The following is a 24,360-nucleotide window of genomic DNA, read 5'->3' as shown; positions in this document are numbered from 1 at the left end:
TCGGCATGGAATTTGATCCGAAGATTTTCAAAGGGATTCGCCGCAACGCTCCTTGCCCCTGCAACAGTGGCAGGAAATTCAAGCGTTGCCACGGCTCACTCCAGGCCGAAGATGCCGTCGAAATTCCTCCGCACATTGTTGATCTGATGAAAAAGAGAAACGAGGCTGCGGAGATGCTGCGCAAGAAGCAACAAGGATACGGCCGGCCGATCATCACTGCCGAAGTTGACGGCATCCGATTTGTGCAGGTTGGAACAACGCTGGCCTACTCCCGCAAATGGGGTTACTTCCCCGATTTCTTGCTCGACAACATGAAGCGGGTAATGACTCCAGCGTGGGGCTCTGACGCCTCGAAAAACATGCCACACCATCCCGTCATTCGATGGCTGCGCCAGCTTAACGACGCGCGAAAGAGCATAGGAGCGGGCCAGCCGCTAAAGACCCGTGGTGGAACAGCGGCATTAAACAGGTTTGCCTATGCCCTCTATCTCATCGAGCACAATGACAAGCCTCAGAACAATTTGATCGCGCGGCTGAGAAAAGCCAACGATTTCGATGCCGCTTGTTATGAGACATTGGTGGAATCTGCATTTGCGGTCGCTGGCGCGGCTGTCGAGGGTGCTGAGGAAGTCCAAGGCGACAACCGGAAGCCGGAGTTCATCGCGACCTTCCCAGACGGGCGCAAATATGCCGTCGAGGCCAAGCGAAAGAACGGCTGGAGGAATGGGTTCGACGTTGGGAATTCCGATTTCCAGCGCGAGTTGCGGAAATGGATACGCGGGATGCTTCATAACGCGTCGGCCAAGAAGCTGCCGAACCCGGTCTACTGGTTCGAGCTTGGTATTCCTGATCTTACGGCCAACCACGTGTCGCAGCTTCACGATCTAATCGTGACCGCGATTGACGATGCAGAAGACCTCACAGTGAAAGACAAACTCACGGGAGAGATTGAGCCTGCGCAAGCTGCTTACGTGGTGGTGACCAACTATCCAGAATTCGCGAGCGACGACGCTGAACGCTGGTCACAATTCGCCGTTCTCCATGGCTTCCGCATGGAGGACATGCGTGATGGTGTGATTGATCTTGAAACCGCCATGGAGAGGCATGATAAGCACCGCCCGGTGCGGCGTGTCTTGGAAGCGATGCTTGAAGTGCAGACGGTGCCGAACAGCTTTGCGGGACTACCCGACGAACTGCTGGATAGAAGCGGCACCCCAATCGAGACGTTGGGGTTGGGCCAGCAAATCGTCTACCCTACTGAGGACGATGAAGAGGCCATCGGCACAATCGAGGAAATAACAGCAATGGACGACAAGGCATGGGTTGTCGTTCATGATGAGAAGAGCGGAAAGCGCGTCATCGTCACGGTGCCGCTGACCTTGCAGGAACAAGCCGCCGTCGCAAAGCATGGGAATGCGATCTTTGGAAAGCCGGAGGGACCACATGAGAACATCACTGACCCGCTTCGGTTCTACGATCGCATGTTAGAGGTTTTCTCGGACTACAATCATGAGCATCTGATGAACCAAGTGCAAGGACACCCGCAACGGGATGTTCTCGCCAAACTCAGCCGAGATGAGCTTTATGTGAGGGTTGCGCGCGAGATGACGAAATCGATGGTATGGCGCGCGCGGCAGCGGTCAGCGGGTCCACCTTCAAAAGATGATCCAGCAACACCGTGACGTTCTAGCCCTTCTCAGAGCCATGCAAAAACGAATAGACGCCCCGCCTCACAGGCAAACCAAAACAAGCGCAGGGGCTACCCTCATGCAGCCTCGGCCATCACGCGGTAGACCGTAGACCGCGCCACGTTGAACCGCTTGGCTACTGCCGAAGGCTTATCCCCTGCGGCCAATGCTGCCCGTATGGCGTCACCATCAACCGTCACAGGCCGTCCCTTATAGCGGCCCTCTGCTTTCGCCTTGGCAATCCCTTCAAGCTGCCGCTCTTTCCGAAGGTCAGTCTCAAACTCGGCAATGGCTCCGAGCATGTTGAACATCAGTCGCCCGGTTGGGGTCGTGGTGTCGATGTTCTGTTCCGTGACCACGAGGTCAACGCCCTTGGCCTGCAATTCCTTCGCGATGGCGTGTAGGTCCGAAACGGAACGCGCCAACCTGTCCAGCCGCGTCACCATCAGCACGTCCCCTCTGCGGGCGAACTTGATGGCCTCGGCCAGCTTGGGGCGGCCATCGCGTGACGTGCCGCTGGCCTTCTCTATAAATATCTCTTCCGCTCCCTGACGGTTGAGAATGTCCACTTGGGCGGCTTCGTTCTGGCCGGTGGAGGAAACCCGAGCATAGGCGATCTTCATAGTGCAGCTCCCTTTGTCCGATAAGGTTAAAGACATAATCGGAATATCGTCCGATAAATCGTCTGTCAACCCATATAGGACAGAAAGCGCCTCGTCGCCCTTGTTGCGTGTGGGTATACCTTTTCGGACGCGCGTAACCTCCCGGCCGGTGAAGCCCATGGCGAGCAGGGTGAAGCCGTCTCGGGTCATGTCGAAGGTGCGGAAGACACGGTGCGCTCCCCTGCCTGTCTCGACCCCAAGGAACGACTCCTCAAAATTGAGGGATCGAAATTTCTCGCTACAATCCAGCCGGTCGATGGCGCGTAACACGTTGTCATGGCGCTTCCCGGTGAAGCCCATGGCGAGAAGCGTGAAGCCGTCTCGCGTCATGTCGTAGGCGCGCTCCGAACGAACGCCCCCACGGGGCATCGGCACCTGTGCTGATGTCTCCCCAAAATTGGGGGCACATGCCGGTTCGGTTAAAAGTAGTGTGTCAATGTCGCGCAGCACATGGTCGTGGCGCTTCCCAAAGTACTCCGCCACGTCCCGGCTATTGGCGAACACCTTGCCGTCCTTGATGGTCACGATGGGGTTGGAAGAAGGATGCCTTCAAATCTGATGGCATCTCCAAGTTGCGGATGTCGCGAAGAACGTTGAAGTGTTCCTTCCCAAAGTACTCCGCTACGTCCCGGCTATTGGCGAAGACTTGGCCGTCCTTGCTGTGGACGATGGGGACGCCCCCAAAATTGGGGGCATGTTCTCCCGGCAACATGGTCCCGGCAAAACGCCAAAAAATCGGGGGTAGAGGGGGGAACCGCCATCATCCTATAATTGAGGTGCCGGCTCGAATTTTTGCCCAAAAAACAAGCCGGCTCCATCTCACATAGGATACCCATTCCCGCACCCGTGGCGACCGACGAGAGGCTTTATGCGGCGTCCATAGAGATTCCCTTAAGGAACCCACAACGCCCCTCCATGGCCCCTACCGTAGCGGGAAGAATGAACGTTCTCGCTGGGTACTCACCGAACCAAGAAACGGATGGTGTTGACCGCGAAAAAACAGGGCCACGGCTTTAACACCGTGACCCTGTGGGTACATTCAGGCCGCTTCCTTGCAGAGGCGCGACTGCGCATTGGGCTTCCTTGCGATATCAGCATCACCCGAGAAGTCAGGCAAGGGCCTGTAGCACCTGCGGATGAGACCACGATTATCGTCATCTACAATATCATAGGCCGCCCATGCGCCAAGCGACCGGGGTTTGAAGATCGGGGTTGTTCCACGAACCACCATGACCATCGTGTGGGGAGAATGACCACGATCTATCAGCCTCCGGCACAACGGGGGTACCGGGTCTTTACGGGAATGGGTTTTGCTGATGCCATCGCAGGTGGCGGTGAAGCTGCGGCCTCTATCGTTGTTCGCAATGTTGATGACCAGCATGATGTGGGTTCCTTGCGGTTGTCGCATGCCGACGACCACGGGCCAGAGGCACCGGGCAAAGCGGCTGGGATGGTTTGAAGAATGAAGACCAGAAACCGGAACGGTTAGTCTTCGGGCGAGAACAGCAATCATCATCTTGCAAGCCCCTTGGTCAGAGCTTGGCAGAAGGCTTCGGTTTAAGCCTTACAGAAAGGATTGATGGAAGATGATGATGAAGGGAATGGCCTAGGACGCAGCTATTGGCTTCCATAAGGGAAGCCTAAAGCTAACCTATGGAGATAAGCTATATGCAAACCTAGGGGGCCTCCCTCCTATTGTGGGGGGTAATTGAGCTTCGATCTTTTCGCACCCGTAGGGACCGTAGGAACGAACGGGCGTAAAACAGGGAGGAAACACCTAGAGACGGGCGATTGACGCTCTACGGTCTCTACCGCAGCGAAGAAAACAGACGTAAACCGTTGAGAGCGGTTTGATCTGGTTCCCTAATGTCCTTGTCGCGAATCAACCGCTCGGCATATGCTGCCCGCAAGTTTCTGTCCGAGGGGGGCGCTGACAATACATGACGCCACAACAGTTTATTTCCAAATGGCTTAACTCAGCACTCAAAGAACGTGCTGCGGCACAAGAGCATTTCCTTGATCTATGCCGGATGCTGGACGAGCCGACCCCTGCCGATGTTGACCCGACCGGCAAGGATTATGGTTTCGAGGTAGGTGCATCGAAGACCACGGGCGGAAACGGCTTCGCGGACGTGTTCAAGCGTGGTCATTTCGCGTGGGAATACAAGGGGACCAAGGCAAACCTCGACACGGCGTTTGCGCAGCTTCAACGATATGCCATCGCCCTCGACAACCCGCCGCTACTGATCGTCTCCGACATAGGCACGACTATCCGCATCCATACCAACTGGACCAACTCTGTCTCCAAGGTCTATGAGATTGCCATTGCTGATCTTGGCGACCCGACAAAGCGCGGCTGGCTCAAAGCTGCCCTGTCTGACCCCGAGGCGCTGCGCCCCACAAAGACCCGACAGGAGTTAACCGAAGAGGTCGCTGGGGAGTTTGCCGAGCTTGCCCGTTCCCTTCGCGCGCGCGGCCACCATCCCGAGCAGGTGGCTCATTTCATCAACCGGCTCGTGTTCTGCATGTTTGCGGAAGACGTGAAGTTGCTGCCCGACAACATTTTCATGCGGATGTTGGAACGGGCACTGGACGACCCCAGCCAGTTCGAGGGCTTCGCCCGCAGCCTGTTCACCGCCATGAAATCCGGGGGCCATATCGGCTTCGAGAAGGTGGCGTGGTTCAACGGCGGCCTCTTCAACGATGACCTCGTGTTCGCGCTGGACAAGAAGGAAATCGCCATCGTCCATCGGGCGGCCAAGCACTTTTGGGGTGATGTAGACCCGTCCATTCTCGGAACGCTCTTCGAGCGCGGCCTAGACCCGGACAAGCGCAGCCAGCTTGGCGCACACTATACCGACCGGGAAAAGATCATGATGATTATCAACCCGGTCATCGTGGAACCGCTGACGGCAGAATGGGAGAAGGCCAAGGCCGAGATCACGGCGCTCATGGACAAGGCCGCGTCATCAAAGGGGGGAACCTCGACAAAGGCTAGAAACCAAGCTCAGGCGGTCCTCGACGCGCACCTGAAACGGCTTGCAGATTTCCGCGTCCTCGACCCAGCCTGCGGCTCCGGCAATTTCCTGTATCTCGCGCTCCGGGCGTTGAAGGACTTGGAGCACCGGGCGCAGGTCGAAGCGGAAGCCTTGGGGCTGCCGAGGGGGTTTCCGAGGATTGGCCCGGAGGTGGTCAAGGGTATCGAGATCAACCCCTATGCCGCCGAACTCGCCCGCGTGTCAGTCTGGATAGGCGAAATCCAGTGGATGATCGGCAATGGCTTCGGGGCCAGCCAAAACCCCATTTTGAAGCCGCTGGAGACCATCGAATGCCGGGACGCCCTGATGACATGGGAGCCAGGAGAAAATGGGGAAGGTGGTCGCTGGGTGGAAGCCGTGTGGCCCAAGGCTGACGCCATCATCGGGAACCCGCCGTTCTTGGGCGGAAAGTTGATGCGGTCGCAATTGGGTGATGTGACAATCGAAACCCTGTTCACCCTCTACCGTAACCGCGTTCCTCCCGAGGCCGATCTCGTAATCTACTGGGTCGAGAAAGCATCAACGGCGATGCGAAACGGCCTTGCTAGACGTGCGGGTCTCGTCACCACAAACTCCATACGCGGTGGTGCTAACCGGCGTGTGATGGACCGCATCACGGACAGCATGGCCATAATCGCCGCATGGTCTGATGAGCCTTGGACGGTTGAAGGCGCTGCTGTGCGCGTTTCGATGGTCGTCTTCGGGGAACTACAGGATGGCGAGGTTCCTCATCTCAACGGGCAGCCAGTGGAAAAGGTGAACCCGGACCTGACTGCCAGCGCTGTAGATTTGACGAAGGCCAGTCGCCTTTCCAGAAATTGCGGCGTGGCATTCCAAGGCCCCGTAAAAGTTGGGGCATTCGACATAGATGGGCAGCAAATCCGCAGATGGCTGACAAGCGGCCTTAACCCCAATGGCCGCCCAAATTCAGACGTACTCAGGCCATGGGCAAATGGCATGGATATTACGCGACGGCCTGCGGGAAAATGGATTATTGACTTCGGGGAATTGAATGAACACGAAGCCGCTCTCTACGAAGGGCCTTTCGAATATGTTAGGCTTAACATCTACCCAGTAAGGGCGAACAATCGTGATGAACAACGTCGCCGCAACTGGTGGCGTCTCGGGCGAAGCGGGGCCGATGTAAAAGAGGCAACCTCAAAGGTTAGCCGTGTCATTATCACTCCGAGAGTATCGAAGTGGCGACTGTTCATTTGGGAACAGCCGATGCTACTGCCTGATAGTGCCGTGGTCGCTATCGCCCGTGATGACGATACGACCTTCGGCATTCTCCATTCCCGGTTCCACGAACTCTGGGCGCTGCGGATGGGGACATGGCTTGGGGTAGGTAACGACCCCCGCTACACGCCCACTACGACCTTCGAAACCTTCCCGTTCCCCGAAGGACTAACCCCGGACATTCCAGCCGAAGCCTATGCCCAAGACCCTCGGGCCATTGCCATCGCCACGGCAGCGGCTCATCTCAACGAACTTCGGGAAAACTGGCTCAACCCCGCCGATCTGGTGAAGCGGGAGCCGGAGGTGGTCCCCGGCTATCCCGACCGTATCCTTCCGATCAACGAGGAAGCAGCGCAGAAGCTCAAGAAGCGGACCCTGACTAATCTCTACAATGAACGCCCTGTGTGGCTACAGCACGCCCACAAGGCGCTGGATGAGGCCGTAGCGGCGGCCTATGGCTGGCCTGCCGATCTGTCAGATGACGAAATCTTGGCGCGCTTGTTCGAGTTGAATCAAGAGCGTGCGGCAAAACAGCCATAGCGTGCTGCGGGGGGTGACCGTGGGCGCGTGATCGTGACAAGGCGAGGGATAAACTACCCACCCCCGTTAACGCCTTTCTACGGTTATCACCGCAGCACGAAAAAACCTATTGCCGGGAAACCATCTATCTACCCGACCGAAACCACGCCCCTGACACGCCCAAGGTAAACCTCCCGGTCACTCGCCGGATTGGCCGCATAGCCCCAGCCTACCGAGACTGGCGACCATTCCAGCCACACGCTGATGTTGGTGAATGGCAGGCGCAGGAACAAGCCCCTCGGCTTCCATCCGTCATGGAAGAAATCGACATGGCGGCTGACAGCTTCCGCCATGGCGTCCCGAATGTCTCGGCCAAGGTCGGCCACCTTGACCAGAGCCGAGGGGGCAAGACGATGATGAACATCACGCATTGAATACCTCCATTGTGTTCGTGGTGATGATGATGGAACCGCCCGCGATGGGCGGCAGGGGAAGCCCCCAAGGGGACGCATGGGGATTGCCCAAGGTGAGCCGGATGGTTCGCCCATGCGTCCGCCGAGCGGCTTCGCTATGGTTTGCCGGATTGGTCTATCTCGTACCGGGGAAACGCCTTGATCGCATCGGCCAGTTCTTCGATGTCCGGTATCTCATAGATGCGCCCGACCTTCGGGTCGGTATGACCACAGAAGGCGTCCCGGATGCGTTCCTCGATCTTCGCCTTTGCAGCCCGCCGTTTGAAAGTATGCCGCCAGCCGTGGTTCGGGCTGACACCCTTGTCGGTAACTCCCAAGTCCCGAACCCAATCCCCGAGCTTCTGCCTCATCAGCACGTAGGGCGGTCGGGTCGGGTTGAGCGGGTCGTCGCTTCCCGTTTTCCTCTTGGCTTTCGGGTCGTAGAACAGCGGCCCGTCCTTTGCCTTCCTTACGAATTCGATGAACCCTTGCTCAATGAGATGGTCGTGAAGGGGGACCGTGCGCGGCATGGCTCCCTTCACCGCTCCGGCTTCCGGCGTGATGTGCAGCGTCCAGAAGCCGTCCGGGTGCCGCTCGATGTCCTGCTTGCGTAGCTGCGTGATCTCGCCTACCCGCGCCCCGGTGTACCCGCACAACCACGGTACCCACCGAATGGCTGCGCGGAAGTGCGGCGATACACGCGGGCCTTGGGGTTGCACGGTCTCTGTCAGGATGGTTTTTACGTCTTCGGGTTTGAAGGCTCCCTTCGTAGGTGTCTTCCTGCCGGTGGCTACCTTCACCCCGTCGAATGGATTGGCCGCGATTTTCTTCTGCCGCTTCGCCCAATTGAAGACCGTTCGGGCGCTTGTCAGCCAAACCTCGTTGATGGTGCGCGCGCCCATGTCGCCCTTGGCGACTAGCTTGTCCTTCCAGCCAACGGCGTCATCCTCCGTCATCAGCGCGATGTCCCGTCGATCCAGAAAATCGTTGAGGTCGAGGAAGACCACGCGCCAGCGATTGACGGTCGAGGGTTGGGGTTGCCGCTCCCTGACATACGCCTCGAAAGTCTCCTGAACGTTCCAGCCGGCCAGCTTCACGCTGGCGGGGACGATGGGCATGGATTGCGGGAAGCGTTCCCGATGGGTGTCGGGCCGATAGTCGCCGCCTGCCCGCCTCCGAAGCAACGCCATAGCGGCCACAAGGTCCGCCTCCAGGGTATCCACAAGGCGGTCGAGGGTGTCGGAAGATAGGCTGATGCCTTCGCTGGCGAGGAACGTTTGAAGGCGAGACAGTTCCAGCACCACGGCCCTGACCTTGGCGGCGTGTCGTGGGCTACGTTCCCAATCTTCATCGTCATCGGGGCGGTCACCACCGAACGCTTCTACGGCGTCCTGATACCGCTCATATCGAAAATCCCACGCCTCAACCGGCTCCTGATCGTCTGCGTACTGGACGACAAACCAGTCATACCAGCGGCCCACAAGATCGTGGAGTTGGCGGTGCGATAGTTCGAGCGCCTTGCCAGCGACAGCAGCACGAAGCGCACTGATGCGACCTTCTATGTCCGCCAGCCATTCCGCAAAGGCTGCCTTCGCTTCGCCGGGGGACTTGTCTGTGGATAGCCGGAAGCGTTCCTCACGGCGAATACCGTAGGCGGTCTGGTAGGCGTCTCGCACATCATCGGGAATCGCCTTCCGGGAAAACCAATCGCCGTTCTTAGCTCGTCTCAAGCCAGTCATCGTGACAGTCATTTGTAGCGCCTTTTGTAGCAGGGAGGCGACTACAAGCTACTGAAATCAAACAACTATCTGAACCGAAAGGCATTTCGGGTATCGATGGTGCGGTCGAGAAGACTCGAACTTCCACGGGTTGCCCCACAGCGACCTCAACGCTGCGCGTCTACCAATTCCGCCACGACCGCCCGTGGTAGGAGCCGAACTCCGTCGGCGAGTGGGCATTTAGCAAATCACCTTGGGGTGCACAAGCCCCATATGCATCTTCCGGCAATCTTTTTGAAAAAGAATGTAAAAATGCGGATGCCCAATCATGCGCGGCAAGGTCAAAACCCCGATTTTCCGGGCTTTTTCAAAGACTTCCACAAATCAGAAAAATTTCTGAAAAACGTCATTGAAGGGGATGTATGGCACCAAGAAAGAACTCGGGGGAGCAATAAGAAGCGAATCCGGCGAATCCGATTCATTCGGATTCGTTTTGACTGCCGAAAGGCTCAGCCAGCGATACCCTGCAACCGCCTGATATCCTCCAGGCGTTTTAATGTTTCAGTATAGCCGGCGTCGATTGCCTCGGATGCGCGGTGGAAATCGGCAAGCCCGATCTGTCCTACAACCGGCATAAGGGTGACGTCCGGCGGGTCGCCTGCCATGCGAGCGCGCGATATACGATCCTGAATGATGTTGAAGGCTTCCATCATCACGCCGGTTATGCCTAGGCGCGTTTCCTTCTCGCCATGAACCGCGTCAATGAGACTGTCCTGCCGGGTCTGCGCATGTTTGATGACTGCGGCGCGGCCATACTGGTCATAATGGAGATTGACCGCCAGAACGAGGCGCTGCTCATAGGCGCGGCATACGGATACAGGCACCGGGTTGACCAATGCGCCGTCAACCAGCACGCGCTCTTGCCAGCGCACAGGCTCGAAAGCGCCGGGCAGGGCGTAGGAGGCACGCATAGCCTCCACCAGAGGGCCAGAGGACAGCCAGATTTCGTGACCGGTACGTAACTCGGTGCAGATCGCGACAAAGGGGCGGTCGAGTTCCTCGATGCGCAAGCCATCCAGATGTTCGCGCAGACGTCCGTCCAGCTTCATGCCGCCAAACAATCCGCTACCGCGAAATGTAATGTCGAGAAGGTTGAACATGCGTCGCCGGGTGAGGCTGCGGGCGAACTCTTCCAGTTCGTCCAGCTTTCCGGCCAGATAACAGCCCCCAACAAGCGCACCGATGGAGGTTCCGGCGATCATCTCGATATCGATATTGGCTTCGTCCAGCGCGCGCAGCACGCCGATATGCGCCCAGCCGCGTGCAGCCCCTCCGCCCAGCGCCAGGGCAATGCGGCGCGGCTCACGCTTGGTTTCAGGCTTCTCAACGGTTTCTTCTGCGGGCGGTGCAAGGTCGCTATTCGCAGCCTTCCGCTTCTGCCCCCACGCGAGCATCACGATAGACACCTCTTCGTTTCCGCCTGAATCACTTCCGGTCCGTCCGGAAATGCACAGGCAAACAGCTAAAACGATTCCGACGGTTCCGTCTGGCAGGAACAGCTTCAGCCTAATGAAACATGGTATCCAAAGAATAAATGCTGCGAATTGATGGCGCGACTCATATTCGCGCCATCACTTCCTTTTGACCGAAGTTAGTGTGCGTGATCGCAGGGGTCTTCGACAGTCAGGGAAATATCGCCATTTCGGGCGATAACCTGCCGATAAAAGCAGGAACGGCGGCCCGTATGGCAGGTCGGCCCGTCGCCAGCGACGCGCACTTTCAGCCAGAGCGCATCCTGATCGCAATCCGTGCGCAACTCGACCACGCTTTGCAGATTGCCCGACGTCTCGCCTTTCTTCCAGAGCGTGCCCCGCGAGCGGGACCAGTAATGCGCTATTCCCGTTTCAAGCGTAAGGCGCAACGCTTCCTCGTTCATATGGGCGACCATCAGCAATTCGCCGTCGCGCGCATCGGTAACGACAGCGGTGATGAGGCCCGATGCGTCGAAGCGCGGCATGAAAGCCGCGCCTTCTTCTACGGCCTTCTTGTCGGAAGGCTGGGTGGGAAAGAAGCTCATTCTCAGCCGTTTATCTGCGGGTCAGGGTCATGAAGCGGACCTGCTCCTCCGCATTAACCTGCATTTCGCCGGTAAATGTGGTGGTGATGGTCGTCGAACCTTGCTTGCGGATGCCGCGCATGGCCATGCACATATGCTCGGCCTCGATCATGACGGCAACGCCGCGAGGCTTGAGAATACGCTGAATGCTGTCGGCGATTTGGGCGGTTATGCTTTCCTGTGTCTGCAGGCGGCGCGCGAAAATATCCACGACGCGAGCGATCTTGGAAAGGCCAACCACCTTGTGATCGGGCAGATAGGCGACATGCGCCTTGCCGATGATCGGCACCATATGATGCTCGCAATGCGAATGGAACGAAATGTCCTTGACGAGAACAAGGTCGTTATAGCCGCCGACTTCCTCAAACACCGTGCCGAGGACTTCTTCCGGGCTTTCAGTATAGCCTGCGAACAGTTCCTTATAGGCCTTGGCCACGCGCTTCGGCGTTTCCAGAAGACCTTCGCGCTCCGGGTCGTCGCCGGCCCAAAGCAAAAGCGTGCGTACGGCGGCTTCTGCATCAGCCTGCGTCGGCTTGCCATGCAAAAGAGTTACGTCTGCCTGCTTGTTCGGCAGGCCGGATTCGTCATCTTCTTTGAGGATGCGAGCGTCCATCAGTATTCTCCAGTAGTCTCCTTCGAGGAGGAGACGAGTTAAACGGACAATACAACGATACGCTTTGCGAGCGGGCGATGTATTGATCCGGCGCTTAAGATCACCGGACAGGTTTTCGTGCGACTGCCCCCGGGGTCCGTGCTATTGTTACCCATGGCGCAGACGCTACTTGCCTATTATATAGACAATAAATTGCAACTTCAAACCGCAGTCGGACGACAAAATTATGTTTTTCTCCGGCATCGCGGAAGGTTCGCCCATGATCGATGACATTTATAACAAACGTATCCTGGAATTTGCCGGAAACATGGAGCGCCTGGGGCGTCTGCCGGAGCCGGACGCGGTTGCCAAAGTGCACTCCAAACTGTGCGGCTCGACCGTTACCGTCTATCTGAAAATGACCGATGGCGTCGTGACGGATTTCGCGCATGAGGTGAAGGCCTGCGCGCTTGGACAGGCATCATCCTCCGTCATGGCACGCAATATCATCGGCGCCTCCGCAGAGGAGCTGAAGGCCCTCCGCGATGAAATGTACAAGATGCTCAAGGAAGAAGGCCCGGCGCCGGAGGGGCGCTTTGCCGATCTGAAGTATTTTGAGCCGGTGCGCGAATACAAGGCGCGTCATGCCTCCACGCTGCTGACCTTCGATGCGGTTGTCGATTGCATCCGGCAGATAGAGGAAAAGGCCAAAGCTGCCTGATGTGTGTCTGCGGCAAGGACCATGCGGGTGAGGGCGCGCCGAAACGCTATAGCCGGAACTTTACCGATCGCTGGCGCAAGACGCCCGGAAGACTGGTCGGCACGGCGTTCGTGCGATTCTATCAATTGACCTTATCGTCGCTCATCGGCAATTCCTGCCGGCATCTGCCAACCTGTTCCGAATATGCCTACGAAGCTATCGCCCGTCACGGATTGTGGAGCGGCGGCTGGATGGGGCTTTTTCGCATCATGCGCTGCGGACCGTTCGGCACACATGGATTCGATCCCGTACCGCGAGTACTGCCGTCCGACCTGAAATGGTATCTGCCCTGGCGTTACTGGCGATGCTCGTCGCCCCGCGATTTCTAACAGTTTTTTGTTAGCTGAATATAATTCATTAAGGATATCAACGTTTCATTGAGAATTGGAATTTAAGGCGGTGCTGTGGTCTTTTTCGGGCCGCAATTTGCCTGCATGTCCCACTCGGCGTTCATATTCCTGCGAGCTAATATGCTGAAATCTTCATCCCGCCTATCGCGTCTCATCGCATCCTTCGCGCTTGGTGCAAGTGTGCTTTGTACGTCCGCATCGATGGCGAGCACCTCCTGGGTGGTTTTCGATGCCGATAGCGGGCGGATTCTCGGTCAAGACGATGCGAATATCCAGCACGCGCCAGCGTCGCTGGCCAAAATGATGACGCTTTACCTCGCTTTTGAGGCGCTCAAGACCGGCAGGCTGCATTGGGACGATGCGATGCCCGTATCGAAGAACGCCGCTTCAAAGGTACGCATGAAGCTGTGGCTGAAGCCCGGCGAAACAATCACCGTGCACGACGCCATCTACGGCATGATCGTGGTGTCCGCCAATGATGCGGCAACGGTGATGGGTGAATATCTGGCCGGATCAGAAGCCGCTTTCGGCCGGTTGATGACGCAGCGCGCACGCCAGATCGGCATGAAGAGCACCTTCTTCGTCAATCCGTCGGGGCTGACGGCAAAGGCCACCCAGCTTACCACCGCCCGCGACATGGCGATCCTCGGCATGAGCCTTCGCCGCGACTTTCCGGAACAGTATGCGCTTTTTTCGACGCGCTCCTTCACCTTCCGCGACCGCGTGCTGAACGGCCACAATAACCTGATGTACCGTTATCAGGGCGTGGATGGTATCAAAACCGGCTATACAGATGTATCCGGTTACAATCTCGTTTCGTCGGCCATTATCAACGACAAGCATCTGGTCGGCGTTGTTCTCGGTGCCGGATCGGCGCGGCAGCGCGACGACCAGATGGCGAAGCTGCTGACGCGTTTCAGCAAGGACGGCGCGGATACCGAGGAGCAACTCGTTGCAATGGCCAAGCCGCAGCCTGTCGCGAAGCGAGCAACCGCCGTCCAGCCGAAAGCTGATGCTGTCGCCGACCTGATCGATGATTCCCGCATCGAGCAAGGCGATGGCGGTTTCCTGATCGCCTCTGCGGCCGGCGCTTCGGCATGGACAATCCAGCTTGGCGCTCCTCCGACCCTTGCCGGAGCGAAGGAACTGCTGGCCAAGTATCGTCCGGCGGTCGACAAGATTGCGCCGGGTCTGAAAGCTGAAATTTCTCCGGCGGAAAAGCGACGCAAGGTCTATCGCGCACGTTTCTCAGGTTTCAAGGATTCTGCGTCCGCTGAAAAGGCATGCGTTCAGTTGAAACGGCAGAACATAGCTTGCCTTCCGATCCGTAGCTGATCTCGTTTCCTTTGCTCAGACAGCGCGGCCTGACGCAGTCAGCGTGTCGCGCTTTACTGGCTGGACGAAAAAGTCTAGAAACCAACCTTCATTTCATACGCATGAACCCCACCCGCAATCGTTGGCGGGACTGGATAAGGAATGATTAGAATGTCCAATACTGTTTCCATGCAATTTCCCGATGGCTCTGTGCGTGAATACGATGCGTCAATGACTGGCGCGGGCCTCGCGGAATCGATTTCCAAATCTCTCGCCAAAAAAGCTGTTGCCTATGCCGTTGACGGCACCGTGCGCGATCTTTCCGATCCGCTGGGCGCTTCCGGCAAGGTGGAGATTTTGACCCGCGAAGATCCGCGCGCGCTGGAGCTGATTCGCCACGACACGGCGCACGTGCTGGCCGAAGCGGTGCAGGAGCTTTTTCCGGGCACGCAGGTTACGATCGGTCCCGTCATCGAAAACGGCTTCTATTACGATTTTGCCCGCAACGAACCGTTCACGCCCGACGATCTCCCGGTGATCGAGAAGAAGATGCGCGAGATTATCCAGCGCAACAAGCCTTTCACCAAGGAAATCTGGTCGCGCGAAAAGGCCAAACAGGTTTTTGCCGATAAGGGCGAGAGCTACAAGGTCGAGCTGGTTGATGCCATTCCTGCCGGGCAGGACCTCAAGATTTATTATCAGGGCGACTGGTTCGATCTTTGCCGCGGCCCGCATATGGCCTCGACCGGCCAGATCGGCAATTCGTTCAAGCTGATGAAGGTGGCCGGCGCCTACTGGCGCGGCGATGCCAACAATCCGATGCTGACCCGCATCTACGGCACCGCCTTTGCGAACGACAACGATCTTCAGGCCTATCTCCATATGCTTGAAGAAGCCGAAAAACGCGATCACCGCCGCCTTGGCCGCGAAATGGACCTGTTCCATTTCCAGGAAGAAGGGCCGGGCGTCGTCTTCTGGCATGCCAAGGGCTGGAAGATGTTCCAGAATCTGGTGAGCTATATGCGTCGCCGCCTCGACAGCCATGGCTATCAGGAAGTGAACGCGCCGCAGGTGCTCGACAAGTCGCTCTGGGAAACCTCGGGACACTGGGGCTGGTATCGCGACAACATGTTCAAGGTGACCGTCGCCGGGGATGAAACCGACGATGATCGCGTGTTCGCGTTGAAGCCAATGAACTGTCCCGGCCACGTGCAGATATTCAAGCACGGTCTGAAATCTTATCGCGACCTGCCGATCAAGCTGGCGGAATTCGGCAATGTGCATCGCTACGAACCGTCGGGCGCATTGCATGGACTGATGCGCGTGCGCGGCTTTACCCAGGACGATGCCCATATCTTCTGCACCGAAGAGCAGATGGCTGCGGAGTGCCTGCGCATCAACGATCTCATCCTGTCGGTCTACAAGGATTTCGGCTTCGAGGAGATCACCATCAAGCTGTCGACCCGTCCTGAAAAGCGCGTCGGCTCGGACGAACTCTGGGACCGTGCAGAAAGCGTGATGATGTCGGTGCTGGATCAGATCCAGCAGCAGTCCAACAACATCAAGACCGGCGTCCTGCCGGGCGAGGGCGCGTTCTACGGGCCGAAGTTCGAATATACGCTGAAGGACGCTATCGGCCGCGAGTGGCAGTGCGGCACCACGCAGGTCGATTTCAACCTGCCGGAACGCTTCGGCGCTTTCTATATCGACAAGGATTCCGAGAAGCGCCAGCCGGTGATGATCCATCGCGCGATCTGCGGTTCGATGGAACGCTTCTTGGGCATTCTGATCGAGAATTTCGCCGGTCACATGCCGCTTTGGTTTGCTCCGGTGCAGGTTGTCGTTGCCACCATTACCTCGGACGCCGACGAATATGCCGCCCAGGCTGCTGCCAAGCTGAAAGCCGCCGGATTGCAGGTTGCAACCGATCTTCGCAATGAGAAGATCAACTACAAGGTCCGTGAGCACTCGTTGCAGAAGGTTCCGGTGATCCTGGTTTGCGGCAAGCGCGAGGCGGAGGAAAACACCGTGAATATGCGCCGTCTCGGTTCACGCGATCAGGAATCGATGACGCTGGACGAAGCCATTGCGCGCCTTGTGGAAGAGGCGACACCGCCCGATCTGCTCCGTCTGAAGAACGGCAATTGATAATAAAGGGGCCGCGCACTGCGCGGCCCTTTGCTTTGCGGATGGCTATAACTCAATCTACGCTGTCTGAAACAGACTCGGATTCGCCGTTGGCCACGACCTCGACTTCTTCATTCTTGCCCGAGGAAACCTTGAAATCCCGCTGGTAAATGCGGTCCTTGTTCTTGGCGACCGCAACATAATCGCCCTCAATGAGAACCATTGACGAATAAGCGCCCGCACTTTCGCGCACTACGTCACCGGAAGCGTTCAGGACCGACCATGACGTATCGGCGAGCGCTTCGCCGCCGCGCTCGCGCACAAGCTTCAACGTCACTTCCGCGGCGCGATGCTGAACGGTCGCCTCTGTCAGTTTTCCAGCTTCCACCCGAATATCCGCACGGATGATGGCGTTCGCCGAGCCATAGTTGGAAACAACGTGATAGGTGCCACTGTTGAGGCGGATAATCGTATTCGGCTTGACATCGGGGACGATCAGCGAACGGTCACTATTGTCCTCGTCGGCATAAATCGAGAAACGCAGGAGATCGTTGTTGATCTTGCCGCCATCGGGCAGGATAGCGCTAAGCTTCATCCCCCCGGCATCCAGCATCATCACTTCGTGGCGCGTCGCATTTCCAACCGTGATCCGCTTTGTGGCGCCCGCGCGCCCATAGGCGACATGCACGAGATAGCTGCCTTCGGGCAGGTTGAAAACTGCCCCGCCGCCCTGTGCGCTCGCGATAAGCGGCAGCTGCCCGTCAGGTCCGACATCGGGCGAGAACACGCGCCATACAAGCCCCGCCGGAATGTCTCCGCCACCTTCGCTCAACCGCGCCTTGAGATCGAGTTCACGCGTCTGGACGAGCGGATTGTTCTCGGGACTTGAGGGAGAGGCGTAGTTGTTCAGTGTCGGAAGCTTGAGCGCCGGTTGCGGCAAGTCGGGCAGGCCGGTCGTCGTGGTCTGCAACTGCGGAATATGTGTCTGCGGATCGAGGCCCTGAGCCACCGATGGCACCGCACTGACGGCAAGCATGATCGCTATTAAAAACGATCCTCCGCCCAGGGCGAGATTTCTCTTTGAATAAAGCAGGTTCAAGCATTCCGACATGCTGTATTTTTGAGCCCATGCGGGTGGCGAATTCAAGGCCAAATCGCTTGAGGGGCCCGCATTTTTCCAAATTCCCGCAATTGTTCCATTCCTGAATTTTGACTTTACAGTTTGGGTGCAACGGGCGAGAAGAGGCAGCCCCAATAAGTGGAGCACTATACGCAGCATTTTTAGTGATGAGGTTATCCGTGGCCCACCCGGTGTTCGATTTTCTGGCACAGCGCAGTTCCACCCCGATTTCGGCTATTTCCGAACCGGCACCCGAGGGCGAGGAACTTGCAGCCCTGCTGAAAGTCGCCGCGCGCGTGCCCGACCATGGACGCCTGACACCCTGGCGCTTCATTCTCTATCGGGGCGATGCACGCATTCAGGTTGGCGAATATCTGGCGAGACGCGCCGAAGAGCTTGAAGGGGCACTGCCGGAAGGCCGGAAAGAAAAAGAGCTGACGCGCTTTTCCCGCGCGCCGCTCGTCGTTGGCGTCGTGTCTTCGCCCGTCGCCCACGAGCGCATTCCGGAATGGGAACAATTCCTGTCCGCCGGGGCCGTAGCGATGAACCTTTGCACCGCCGCCAACGCGCTCGGATATGCTACCAACTGGATTACCAACTGGTATGCCGACGACGCGCCCGCCCGCGCTTTTCTGGGGCTGGCACCCAATGAACGTGTTGCCGGTTTCGTTCATATCGGAACCGCGGCCAACAAGATGCCGGAACGCCCGAGAGCCGATATGGAGAAGATCGTATCGGAATATTCCGGCCCATGGACACAAGCCTAGATTCAGCTTTAACAATCCTTGCTAATTAACGGATAGGCATATGTTTTATGAACCGAGGGAAGGGCATCCGCTGCCCCATAATCCGTTCAAGGCAATCGTGACCCCGCGCCCCATTGGCTGGATAGGAACGCAATCGAAAGAGGGGACGGTCAATCTCGCACCCTACTCCTTCTTCAACGCGATCTGCGACACGCCGCCCATGGTCATGTTTTCGTCGAGCGGCGCGAAGGACAGCGTTTCGTTCATCGAGCAAACCGGCGAATTCACCGCAAATCTGGTGAGCGATCATTTGAGAACGCAGATGAATGCATCATCCGTCAACGCGCCGCGGGGCGTCAGCGAGTTTGAATATGCGGGTCTCACCAGGGCGGCTAGCAGGCTTATCGCAGCGCCTCGCGTCAAGGAAGCCTATGCCGCGCTTGAGTGCATCGCTGTAGAGATCAAGCGTTTGCAGGACAAGGAGGGTAGGCTGACCGACAATTACATGGTGATTGGAGAAGTGGTCGGCGTCCATATCGATGAACAGGTTTTGACAGACGGTCTCATCGATATTTCCAAATCCAGACCCGTCAGCAGGCTTGGCTATATGGATTTCGCCACGACGGACAGCGTCTATCAGATGTTCCGCCCAAAATGGGAAGACAAAAAATGAGGGCCTGACTACAGTCCCTTTTTCTTGGCATCCCCCCAAATGGCTTCCATCTCATCGAGGGTCGCGGAATTCAGATCGCTTCCAGTTTCACCGAGCCTCTTTTCGATGAAATGGAACCGCCGCCTGAACTTTTCATTGGCGGCGACAAGCGCGGTTTCCGCATCGATTTCGAGATGCCGGCCAAGATTGACCATGGCAAACAGCAGGTCGCCATATTCCTCTTCGATATCCGCACGTTCTTTCGCCGCCATGGCTTCCTTCAGCTCTGCAGTTTCTTCGGCGATCTTGTCGAGAATCGGTGCCGCTTCGGACCAGTCGAAGCCGACTTTCGCTGCTTTCTGCTGAAGTTTCAGCGCGCGCAGCAGGGCAGGGAAGGCCTGCGGAATATCATCCAGGAAACCATTCTTCTCGGTCGTTTCCAGCCCGAGTTTCGAGCGGCGCTCGGCCCGTTCGGCTTTTTCTTCTGCCTTGATGCGATTCCACGATCCCTTGGCCATGCCGGCACCTCTGGCTTCCGCGTCGCCAAAAACATGCGGATGCCGCCGGATCATCTTGCGCGTGATGGCTTCGACGACATCGCCGAATGCGAAGCTGCCCTGTTCCTCGGCCATCCTGGAATGGAACACCACCTGTAACAGCAGATCGCCGAGCTCTTCGCGCAGATCGTCCATATCGTTACGCTCTATGGCGTCGAGGACTTCATATGTTTCCTCAAGCGTATAGGGCACAATTGACTGGAAATTCTGTTCCACATCCCACGGACAGCCGGTTTCAGGGTCGCGGAGCGCTGCCATGATTTCCAGAAGACGATCGATATTGCGGGATGGTTTCATCATCGCTCCGTCAAACTTGGCTGATCTACTGCAACCATTCAAGAGAATCGTACGGGATGGCTTGAAGTCTGTTACTGATTTTGCATAGTCAGCCGGGGATCGCACATCGGGGCGGTATGTTCAACAAGCGGATACATAAACGATGACAATTCTTGTGACTGGCGGTGCTGGCTATATCGGTTCGCACACCTGCGTTCAGCTCATCGAGGCGGGCCACGACGTGGTTGTGGTCGACAATTTTGACAACAGCCACCCGGAAGCACTGCATCGCATCGAACAGATTACGGGGCGCACGCCGCGCCGCGAAGCAGGCGATATCCGTGATCGCGCTTTTCTGGAACAGGTTATCCGGCATCACAAATGCACCGCCGTCATTCACTTCGCCGGTCTGAAGGCCGTGGGCGAATCGAGCGAAAAGCCGATGCTCTATTATGATTGCAACGTGGTCGGAACACTTCGCCTGCTGCAAGCCATGGAGGCAACGGGTGTCAAAACTCTGGTTTTCAGTTCGTCGGCCACGGTCTACGGCGATCCGCAGAAATTACCGATCACGGAAGATCAGCCGCTAACGGCGACCAATCCCTACGGTCGTACCAAGCTTGTCATCGAAGACATGCTTCGCGACATCTATAATGGCGACAATAGCTGGAAGATCGCCATCCTTCGCTATTTCAACCCGGTTGGCGCCCATGAGAGCGGCCTGATCGGTGAGGATCCGAAAGGCATTCCCAACAACCTGATGCCGATCATCGCGCAAGTCGCGACCGGTCGTCGCGAGAAGCTGAATGTCTGGGGCAATGACTATCCGACACCTGACGGCACCGGCGTTCGCGACTATATCCACGTGGTCGATCTGGCTGCAGGTCACCTGAAAGCGCTCAAAAAGCTGGATAAGCCGCAGTGTTTCTCGGTGAATCTGGGAACAGGGCAGGGGTATAGCGTTCTCGAGGTCGTGAAGGCTTTCGAGCATGTTTCCAACCGCGAGATCAAATATGAGATTGCACCGCGCCGTCCGGGTGACGTGGCGGAATGCTATGCCGATCCAACCTTTGCCCGCGACTTCCTCGGCTGGTCGGCGGAAAAGAACCTGCGCGAAATGTGCCAGGACATGTGGCATTGGCAGTCAAAGAATCCCAACGGCTACGAATGAACCGGAATGGGCCGAAATGGTTGAAAATTCGAGCCCTCTCTTGAAAGTGCGCGCTGTTTCCGGGCTCCGGAAGGACTAAAAGGCCTTCCGAGATTTTTGAAATGCCCGCTAGATTGGACGATATGATGCGTTTCCTGCCTGACAAATTCACCAGCATGCTGATCGTGACCATTCTGTTTGCGTCCGTGCTGCCAGTGCATGGTGAATTTGCGGAATGGTTTGCATTGGCGACGAAATTCGCGGTCGGGCTTCTGTTCTTCCTGCATGGCGCCCGGCTGTCGCGTGAGGCTGTCATTGCAGGCATAACGCACTGGAGACTGCATCTGGCGGTCCTCTCGTCAACCTTCATCCTGTTTCCAATCCTTGGTTTGGCGGCGGGATGGACCATTCCGGGATTATCGCAGTCAGCCTTTTATACGGGCATCCTCTATCTCTGCGTCCTGCCTTCGACGGTTCAGTCGTCCATCGCCTTCACATCAATTGCGGGCGGTAATGTTTCGGCTGCCATCGTGTCCGCGTCAGCGTCAAACATTTTCGGCATGTTTCTCACGCCATTGCTGGTGGGCCTGCTGTTCGCGGTCAAAGGGGGTGGCGGAATATCGGTCGATGCGCTTGAATCCATCTTGCTGCAACTGCTGGCGCCATTCGTGCTTGGGCAAATTCTGCAACCCTGGATCGGGAGTTTCATGCGGCGCCATGGCAAGGCGCTCGGTTTCGTCGACCGCGGCTCCATCCTGATGGTGGTCTATCTGGCTTTCAGCGAGGCTGTGGTCGAAGGTCTGTGGCGTACCGTTTCCTGGAACGATCTCGGCATGATGGTGGGCGTCAATATTGTTCTGCTCGTCGCAGTGCTGCTTGCGACCTGGTACGGAAGCAGATGGCTGGGCTTCAACCGTCCCGACCGCATTACAATCATGTTCTGCGGCTCGAAGAAGAGCCTCGCCAGCGGTGCGCCGATGGCCAGCGCCATTTTCGCTGGCGCAAATGTCGGCAGCATCGTTTTGCCCCTGATGCTCTTCCACCAAATCCAGTTGATGGCCTGTGCCGTGATCGCCCGAAAGCTTGCCGATCATAAAGATCATGGCGAACGTGTCACGGCAGCCGCGGAGTAGGGCGCTCTCCTATTTCTCCGGAAATAGAAACGTCGTTACAAAGCGGGCGCCCCATTTGGGTCCGTCCGACGGCGCTTTGGCATAATAGCGTGCCAAAACTCCGATACTGACTCGCTGTTCTCCGAACTTGAAGACTTTTGATATGCCCGCGTTAATCGGCACGGTCCACTGCTCCGAGGTCCAGTCATAGGATGATTCCGACAATAGGTTCAGCGCTGTCGTGTCGGGGAACGTGTAGGAGATAAACGGCTGGACGAAGCTCTGGCTCACGGCCTCGCGGTCGCTGTGTCCGGCATAGGACCATATGTGGTTGGCGAGTGCGCCGTAGGTCCAGCCGCCATGCTGCTTGAGGATGACGCCTGTCGGACCCGCTCCCCATTTTCCCGTGCCAAGCTCGCTATTGGTAGCAGTGGGCCAGAGAAACACGGGACCAACGCCCCAGGTTAAGCCATCTACCGATTGCGCCGGTGAGAGGAAGAAACTTTGCTCCGTGTCACTCAAACCGAAACGGCTGTCGAAACCGGCCGCTGGAGCCTCCTGATAGATGACTGGCACAATGGTGCGGACGATAAGGTTCCAGTCCTCATTCAGCGAAAACGGGATGACCGGCTGAAGGTTGAGTGAATACCGGTAGGCATCCTTGGGGCCGAAGCAGCAGTCGTAATTGTGCTGAAAAGGAACACTAATGAGGTTGGAAATTGGTTTTGCGAGCTTTTTGGCAAGTTCCTGTTCCGCATCGGCGTGAGCAATATTGACGCTGGCGATAGACGCTGCCCAAAAGGCCAATAGTTTTAAAATTGAACTGCGCATCTGAACCCCACTGCAGTCAAGAAATGTGAAAACGTAAATGGCCGTGAATAATTGTCACGCTATCATCAGGATTTTATATTTCCATTTTTTAGTTTTGCGGATCGGAAATTATAAACAATATTATATTCGTCTATTTTATTGATAACAGAAATGAATATTCCCACGTGGCGCTTGCGGGGCAAACTGGATCGGCGTAGGAGGACGGGCAGGGCCTGGTCCGCGATTGCGGACTTCGGCCTTCAAATGTTCCAACGAGATTTGCGCAGTTGTTGCGCTGTCTTCACACAGGCGCCGGCGAAAGACGGAAAGGCAGAAATCAATGGCTAAGAACGATGCCCCGGCTTTTGATCAGGATGCGCTTGCAGAAGCCTATAACCGGGCGCTCGCTCTGGAAAAGGCTGGTGATTTCGATGCTGCTGCCAAAGCATATGAAGATGTGCTGCGCATTGATCCCGAGGACCATGGCGGCGCTGCCGTGCGTCTTGCGAGCATGGGACGCGGCGCTGTGCCGCTAAAGGCACCGGACGCTTATGTTGCAACGCTTTTCGATCAACACGCCGAAATGTTCGATACGATCCTTGTCGACCAGCTCGGCTATGACGTTCCACTGCAACTGCGTGAAATGCTTCTTGAAGTGAACGAAGAGTTTTTCGCCGAACGCATGCTTGACCTCGGCTGTGGCACCGGTCTGTCCGCCGACGCGCTCGACGACATGGCCGGACATAAGACCGGTGTCGACATATCTGAAAACATGATCGAAGTCGCTTACGAGAAAGGCGACTATCAGGCGCTGTTTGTCGGCGAAGCCGTGCGCTTTCTCGAAACGACCACCGAACCCAAATGGGATTTGATCGTCGCTACCGATGTCTTGCCTTACATGGGGGAACTCGACAAATTCTTCGCGGGCGTTGCCGCGCATCTGTCGCCGGGCGGACATTTCGGTTTTTCCAGCGAGACGCTGGACGATGCGCGGCTTGCCGGCCGTGCATTCATGGTCGGAGATTATCAGCGTTTCGCACATGCACAATCCTATGTGCGGGCGATGCTCGACAACCACGAAATGGATTGTGTGCGTTGCGAAGATATTATCGTTCGCAGTGAACAAGGAGCGCCAGTGCCAGGGCATCTCTATATCGCGCGGCGCCGTTGATATTCATGTGGTGGAATATGCATCAAGCAAGTTCGGCCCTGACAACCGCAGCGTTTTCCAGGCCGACTTTATAACAACCTCCATACACGAAAGTTCCATAATCTATCTTATGCGATCAATGTATATAACAGGGGTGGGTTCTAGTTTGAAGTGCGACTTGCAAGCGATAACAATGAGTTATCCTAAGCAAG

Annotated in this window: 22 protein-coding genes and 1 tRNA gene; 11 read left to right on the top strand and 12 right to left on the bottom strand. The window is 57.0% G+C overall.

What is annotated here, in order from left to right; all coding sequences use genetic code 11:
• Positions 1-5 precede the first annotated feature (5 nt).
• Entirely contained in the window at positions 6-1,682 is a 1,677-nt protein-coding gene (locus tag F9K78_RS05740) for a YecA family protein (RefSeq protein WP_151682099.1), read from the top strand.
• 83 nt (positions 1,683-1,765) lie between these two features.
• On the opposite strand, the gene F9K78_RS22275 is transcribed toward F9K78_RS05740, so the two are convergent.
• From F9K78_RS22275 to F9K78_RS05725, 3 genes are all read right to left on the bottom strand, one after another.
• The gene (locus F9K78_RS22275; protein ID WP_122066439.1) at positions 1,766-2,875 is read right to left on the bottom strand and encodes a recombinase family protein; all 1,110 of its coding nucleotides are present in this window, start codon (positions 2,873-2,875) and stop codon (positions 1,766-1,768) included.
• Positions 2,841-3,062, bottom strand: a complete 222-nt coding sequence (locus tag F9K78_RS05730; protein WP_122066440.1) for a Rha family transcriptional regulator — start codon at positions 3,060-3,062, stop codon at positions 2,841-2,843. Before F9K78_RS05730 ends, F9K78_RS22275 begins: the two co-directional genes overlap by 35 nt.
• Before the next feature lie 327 nt (positions 3,063-3,389).
• A complete protein-coding gene (locus F9K78_RS05725) occupies positions 3,390-3,731 on the bottom strand; it encodes a hypothetical protein (RefSeq protein ID WP_162929764.1) in 342 nt (113 codons plus the stop codon).
• Positions 3,732-4,290: 559 nt separating this feature from the next.
• Here F9K78_RS05725 and F9K78_RS05720 point away from each other — a divergent pair.
• The gene (locus F9K78_RS05720; RefSeq protein ID WP_122066442.1) at positions 4,291-7,167 is read left to right on the top strand and encodes a class I SAM-dependent DNA methyltransferase; all 2,877 of its coding nucleotides are present in this window, start codon (positions 4,291-4,293) and stop codon (positions 7,165-7,167) included.
• Positions 7,168-7,295: 128 nt separating this feature from the next.
• Here F9K78_RS05720 and F9K78_RS05715 read toward each other — a convergent pair whose 3' ends face one another.
• The 6 genes from F9K78_RS05715 to folE form a co-directional block, all read right to left on the bottom strand.
• Positions 7,296-7,577 (bottom strand): hypothetical protein, encoded by a 282-nt coding sequence (locus F9K78_RS05715; protein ID WP_122066443.1) that lies wholly within the window; start codon positions 7,575-7,577, stop codon positions 7,296-7,298.
• Between the two features lie 137 nt (positions 7,578-7,714).
• Complete coding sequence (locus F9K78_RS05710; protein WP_122066444.1) at positions 7,715-9,349, bottom strand: site-specific integrase; 1,635 nt, start codon at positions 9,347-9,349, stop codon at positions 7,715-7,717.
• A gap of 85 nt (positions 9,350-9,434) precedes the next feature.
• A tRNA-Leu gene (locus F9K78_RS05705) sits at positions 9,435-9,519 on the bottom strand.
• A gap of 306 nt (positions 9,520-9,825) precedes the next feature.
• Positions 9,826-10,773, bottom strand: coding sequence for a patatin-like phospholipase family protein (locus tag F9K78_RS05700; RefSeq protein WP_121983262.1), 948 nt, complete (start codon positions 10,771-10,773; stop codon positions 9,826-9,828).
• 194 nt (positions 10,774-10,967) lie between these two features.
• Positions 10,968-11,393 carry a phosphoribosyl-AMP cyclohydrolase gene (hisI, locus tag F9K78_RS05695; RefSeq protein ID WP_121983157.1) on the bottom strand — a complete coding sequence of 142 codons (426 nt, stop codon included), beginning with the start codon at positions 11,391-11,393 and terminating at the stop codon, positions 10,968-10,970.
• Positions 11,394-11,403: 10 nt separating this feature from the next.
• Positions 11,404-12,045, bottom strand: coding sequence for a GTP cyclohydrolase I FolE (folE, locus tag F9K78_RS05690; protein WP_006466810.1), 642 nt, complete (start codon positions 12,043-12,045; stop codon positions 11,404-11,406).
• Between the two features lie 259 nt (positions 12,046-12,304).
• On the opposite strand from folE, the gene F9K78_RS05685 reads away from it, so the two are divergent.
• The 4 genes from F9K78_RS05685 (at position 12,305) to thrS (ending at position 16,596) form a co-directional block, all read left to right on the top strand.
• Complete coding sequence (locus F9K78_RS05685; RefSeq protein WP_121983263.1) at positions 12,305-12,745, top strand: iron-sulfur cluster assembly scaffold protein; 441 nt, start codon at positions 12,305-12,307, stop codon at positions 12,743-12,745.
• A complete protein-coding gene (yidD, locus tag F9K78_RS05680) occupies positions 12,745-13,113 on the top strand; it encodes a membrane protein insertion efficiency factor YidD (protein ID WP_121983158.1) in 369 nt (122 codons plus the stop codon). The genes F9K78_RS05685 and yidD overlap by 1 nt, the downstream gene beginning before the upstream one ends.
• Positions 13,114-13,254: 141 nt before the next feature.
• Positions 13,255-14,469: a D-alanyl-D-alanine carboxypeptidase gene (locus F9K78_RS05675; RefSeq protein ID WP_121983159.1), complete on the top strand. Its 1,215-nt coding sequence runs from the start codon at positions 13,255-13,257 to the stop codon at positions 14,467-14,469.
• A 150-nt stretch (positions 14,470-14,619) separates the two neighbouring features.
• Positions 14,620-16,596, top strand: a complete 1,977-nt coding sequence (gene thrS, locus F9K78_RS05670; RefSeq protein WP_121983160.1) for a threonine--tRNA ligase — start codon at positions 14,620-14,622, stop codon at positions 16,594-16,596.
• A 52-nt stretch (positions 16,597-16,648) separates the two neighbouring features.
• On the opposite strand, the gene F9K78_RS05665 is transcribed toward thrS, so the two are convergent.
• Positions 16,649-17,611 (bottom strand): hypothetical protein, encoded by a 963-nt coding sequence (locus F9K78_RS05665; RefSeq protein ID WP_376903209.1) that lies wholly within the window; start codon positions 17,609-17,611, stop codon positions 16,649-16,651.
• Positions 17,612-17,874: 263 nt separating this feature from the next.
• On the opposite strand from F9K78_RS05665, the gene F9K78_RS05660 reads away from it, so the two are divergent.
• Together F9K78_RS05660 and F9K78_RS05655 are read left to right on the top strand one after the other, a co-directional pair.
• Entirely contained in the window at positions 17,875-18,462 is a 588-nt protein-coding gene (locus tag F9K78_RS05660; protein ID WP_121983162.1) for a nitroreductase family protein, read from the top strand.
• Between the two features lie 40 nt (positions 18,463-18,502).
• Positions 18,503-19,114, top strand: coding sequence for a flavin reductase family protein (locus tag F9K78_RS05655; RefSeq protein WP_121983163.1), 612 nt, complete (start codon positions 18,503-18,505; stop codon positions 19,112-19,114).
• A gap of 8 nt (positions 19,115-19,122) precedes the next feature.
• Here F9K78_RS05655 and mazG read toward each other — a convergent pair whose 3' ends face one another.
• On the bottom strand, positions 19,123-19,947 hold the full coding sequence (mazG, locus tag F9K78_RS05650; RefSeq protein WP_121983164.1) for a nucleoside triphosphate pyrophosphohydrolase: 825 nt from the start codon (positions 19,945-19,947) through the stop codon (positions 19,123-19,125).
• 142 nt (positions 19,948-20,089) lie between these two features.
• Here mazG and galE point away from each other — a divergent pair, with 142 nt between their 5' ends.
• Together galE and F9K78_RS05640 are read left to right on the top strand one after the other, a co-directional pair.
• Positions 20,090-21,097, top strand: a complete 1,008-nt coding sequence (gene galE / locus F9K78_RS05645) for a UDP-glucose 4-epimerase GalE (protein WP_121983165.1) — start codon at positions 20,090-20,092, stop codon at positions 21,095-21,097.
• Between the two features lie 125 nt (positions 21,098-21,222).
• Positions 21,223-22,209 (top strand): bile acid:sodium symporter family protein, encoded by a 987-nt coding sequence (locus tag F9K78_RS05640; RefSeq protein ID WP_121983264.1) that lies wholly within the window; start codon positions 21,223-21,225, stop codon positions 22,207-22,209.
• A gap of 9 nt (positions 22,210-22,218) precedes the next feature.
• Here the strand turns inward: F9K78_RS05640 and F9K78_RS05635 are convergent, their stop codons facing one another.
• A complete protein-coding gene (locus F9K78_RS05635; RefSeq protein WP_122066445.1) occupies positions 22,219-23,019 on the bottom strand; it encodes a hypothetical protein in 801 nt (266 codons plus the stop codon).
• A gap of 319 nt (positions 23,020-23,338) precedes the next feature.
• On the opposite strand from F9K78_RS05635, the gene F9K78_RS05630 reads away from it, so the two are divergent.
• On the top strand, positions 23,339-24,169 hold the full coding sequence (locus F9K78_RS05630) for a class I SAM-dependent DNA methyltransferase (RefSeq protein ID WP_121983167.1): 831 nt from the start codon (positions 23,339-23,341) through the stop codon (positions 24,167-24,169).
• Positions 24,170-24,360 lie beyond the last annotated feature (191 nt).

Origin of the sequence: Brucella pseudintermedia, from assembly GCF_008932435.1 — a bacterium.
Taxonomy (GTDB): Bacteria; Pseudomonadota; Alphaproteobacteria; order Rhizobiales; family Rhizobiaceae; genus Brucella; species Brucella pseudintermedia.
Note: the sequence above shows the minus strand (reverse complement) of the source record. Positions and strands in the feature narration are given on the sequence as shown.

Coding starts and splice junctions, on each gene's coding strand:
- F9K78_RS05740 (WP_151682099.1), top strand. CDS start 6: ATGGAATTTGATCCGAAGATTTTCAAAGGGATTCGCCGCAACGCTCCT.
- F9K78_RS05730 (WP_122066440.1), bottom strand. CDS start 3,062: ATGTTGCCGGGAGAACATGCCCCCAATTTTGGGGGCGTCCCCATCGTC.
- F9K78_RS05725 (WP_162929764.1), bottom strand. CDS start 3,731: ATGCTGGTCATCAACATTGCGAACAACGATAGAGGCCGCAGCTTCACC.
- F9K78_RS05720 (WP_122066442.1), top strand. CDS start 4,291: ATGACGCCACAACAGTTTATTTCCAAATGGCTTAACTCAGCACTCAAA.
- F9K78_RS05715 (WP_122066443.1), bottom strand. CDS start 7,577: ATGCGTGATGTTCATCATCGTCTTGCCCCCTCGGCTCTGGTCAAGGTG.
- F9K78_RS05710 (WP_122066444.1), bottom strand. CDS start 9,349: ATGACTGTCACGATGACTGGCTTGAGACGAGCTAAGAACGGCGATTGG.
- hisI (WP_121983157.1), bottom strand. CDS start 11,393: ATGAGCTTCTTTCCCACCCAGCCTTCCGACAAGAAGGCCGTAGAAGAA.
- folE (WP_006466810.1), bottom strand. CDS start 12,045: ATGGACGCTCGCATCCTCAAAGAAGATGACGAATCCGGCCTGCCGAAC.
- F9K78_RS05685 (WP_121983263.1), top strand. CDS start 12,305: ATGATCGATGACATTTATAACAAACGTATCCTGGAATTTGCCGGAAAC.
- yidD (WP_121983158.1), top strand. CDS start 12,745: ATGTGTGTCTGCGGCAAGGACCATGCGGGTGAGGGCGCGCCGAAACGC.
- F9K78_RS05675 (WP_121983159.1), top strand. CDS start 13,255: ATGCTGAAATCTTCATCCCGCCTATCGCGTCTCATCGCATCCTTCGCG.
- thrS (WP_121983160.1), top strand. CDS start 14,620: ATGTCCAATACTGTTTCCATGCAATTTCCCGATGGCTCTGTGCGTGAA.
- F9K78_RS05665 (WP_376903209.1), bottom strand. CDS start 17,611: ATGCTTGCCGTCAGTGCGGTGCCATCGGTGGCTCAGGGCCTCGATCCG.
- F9K78_RS05655 (WP_121983163.1), top strand. CDS start 18,503: ATGTTTTATGAACCGAGGGAAGGGCATCCGCTGCCCCATAATCCGTTC.
- mazG (WP_121983164.1), bottom strand. CDS start 19,947: ATGAAACCATCCCGCAATATCGATCGTCTTCTGGAAATCATGGCAGCG.
- galE (WP_121983165.1), top strand. CDS start 20,090: ATGACAATTCTTGTGACTGGCGGTGCTGGCTATATCGGTTCGCACACC.
- F9K78_RS05640 (WP_121983264.1), top strand. CDS start 21,223: ATGCGTTTCCTGCCTGACAAATTCACCAGCATGCTGATCGTGACCATT.
- F9K78_RS05635 (WP_122066445.1), bottom strand. CDS start 23,019: ATGCGCAGTTCAATTTTAAAACTATTGGCCTTTTGGGCAGCGTCTATC.
- F9K78_RS05630 (WP_121983167.1), top strand. CDS start 23,339: ATGGCTAAGAACGATGCCCCGGCTTTTGATCAGGATGCGCTTGCAGAA.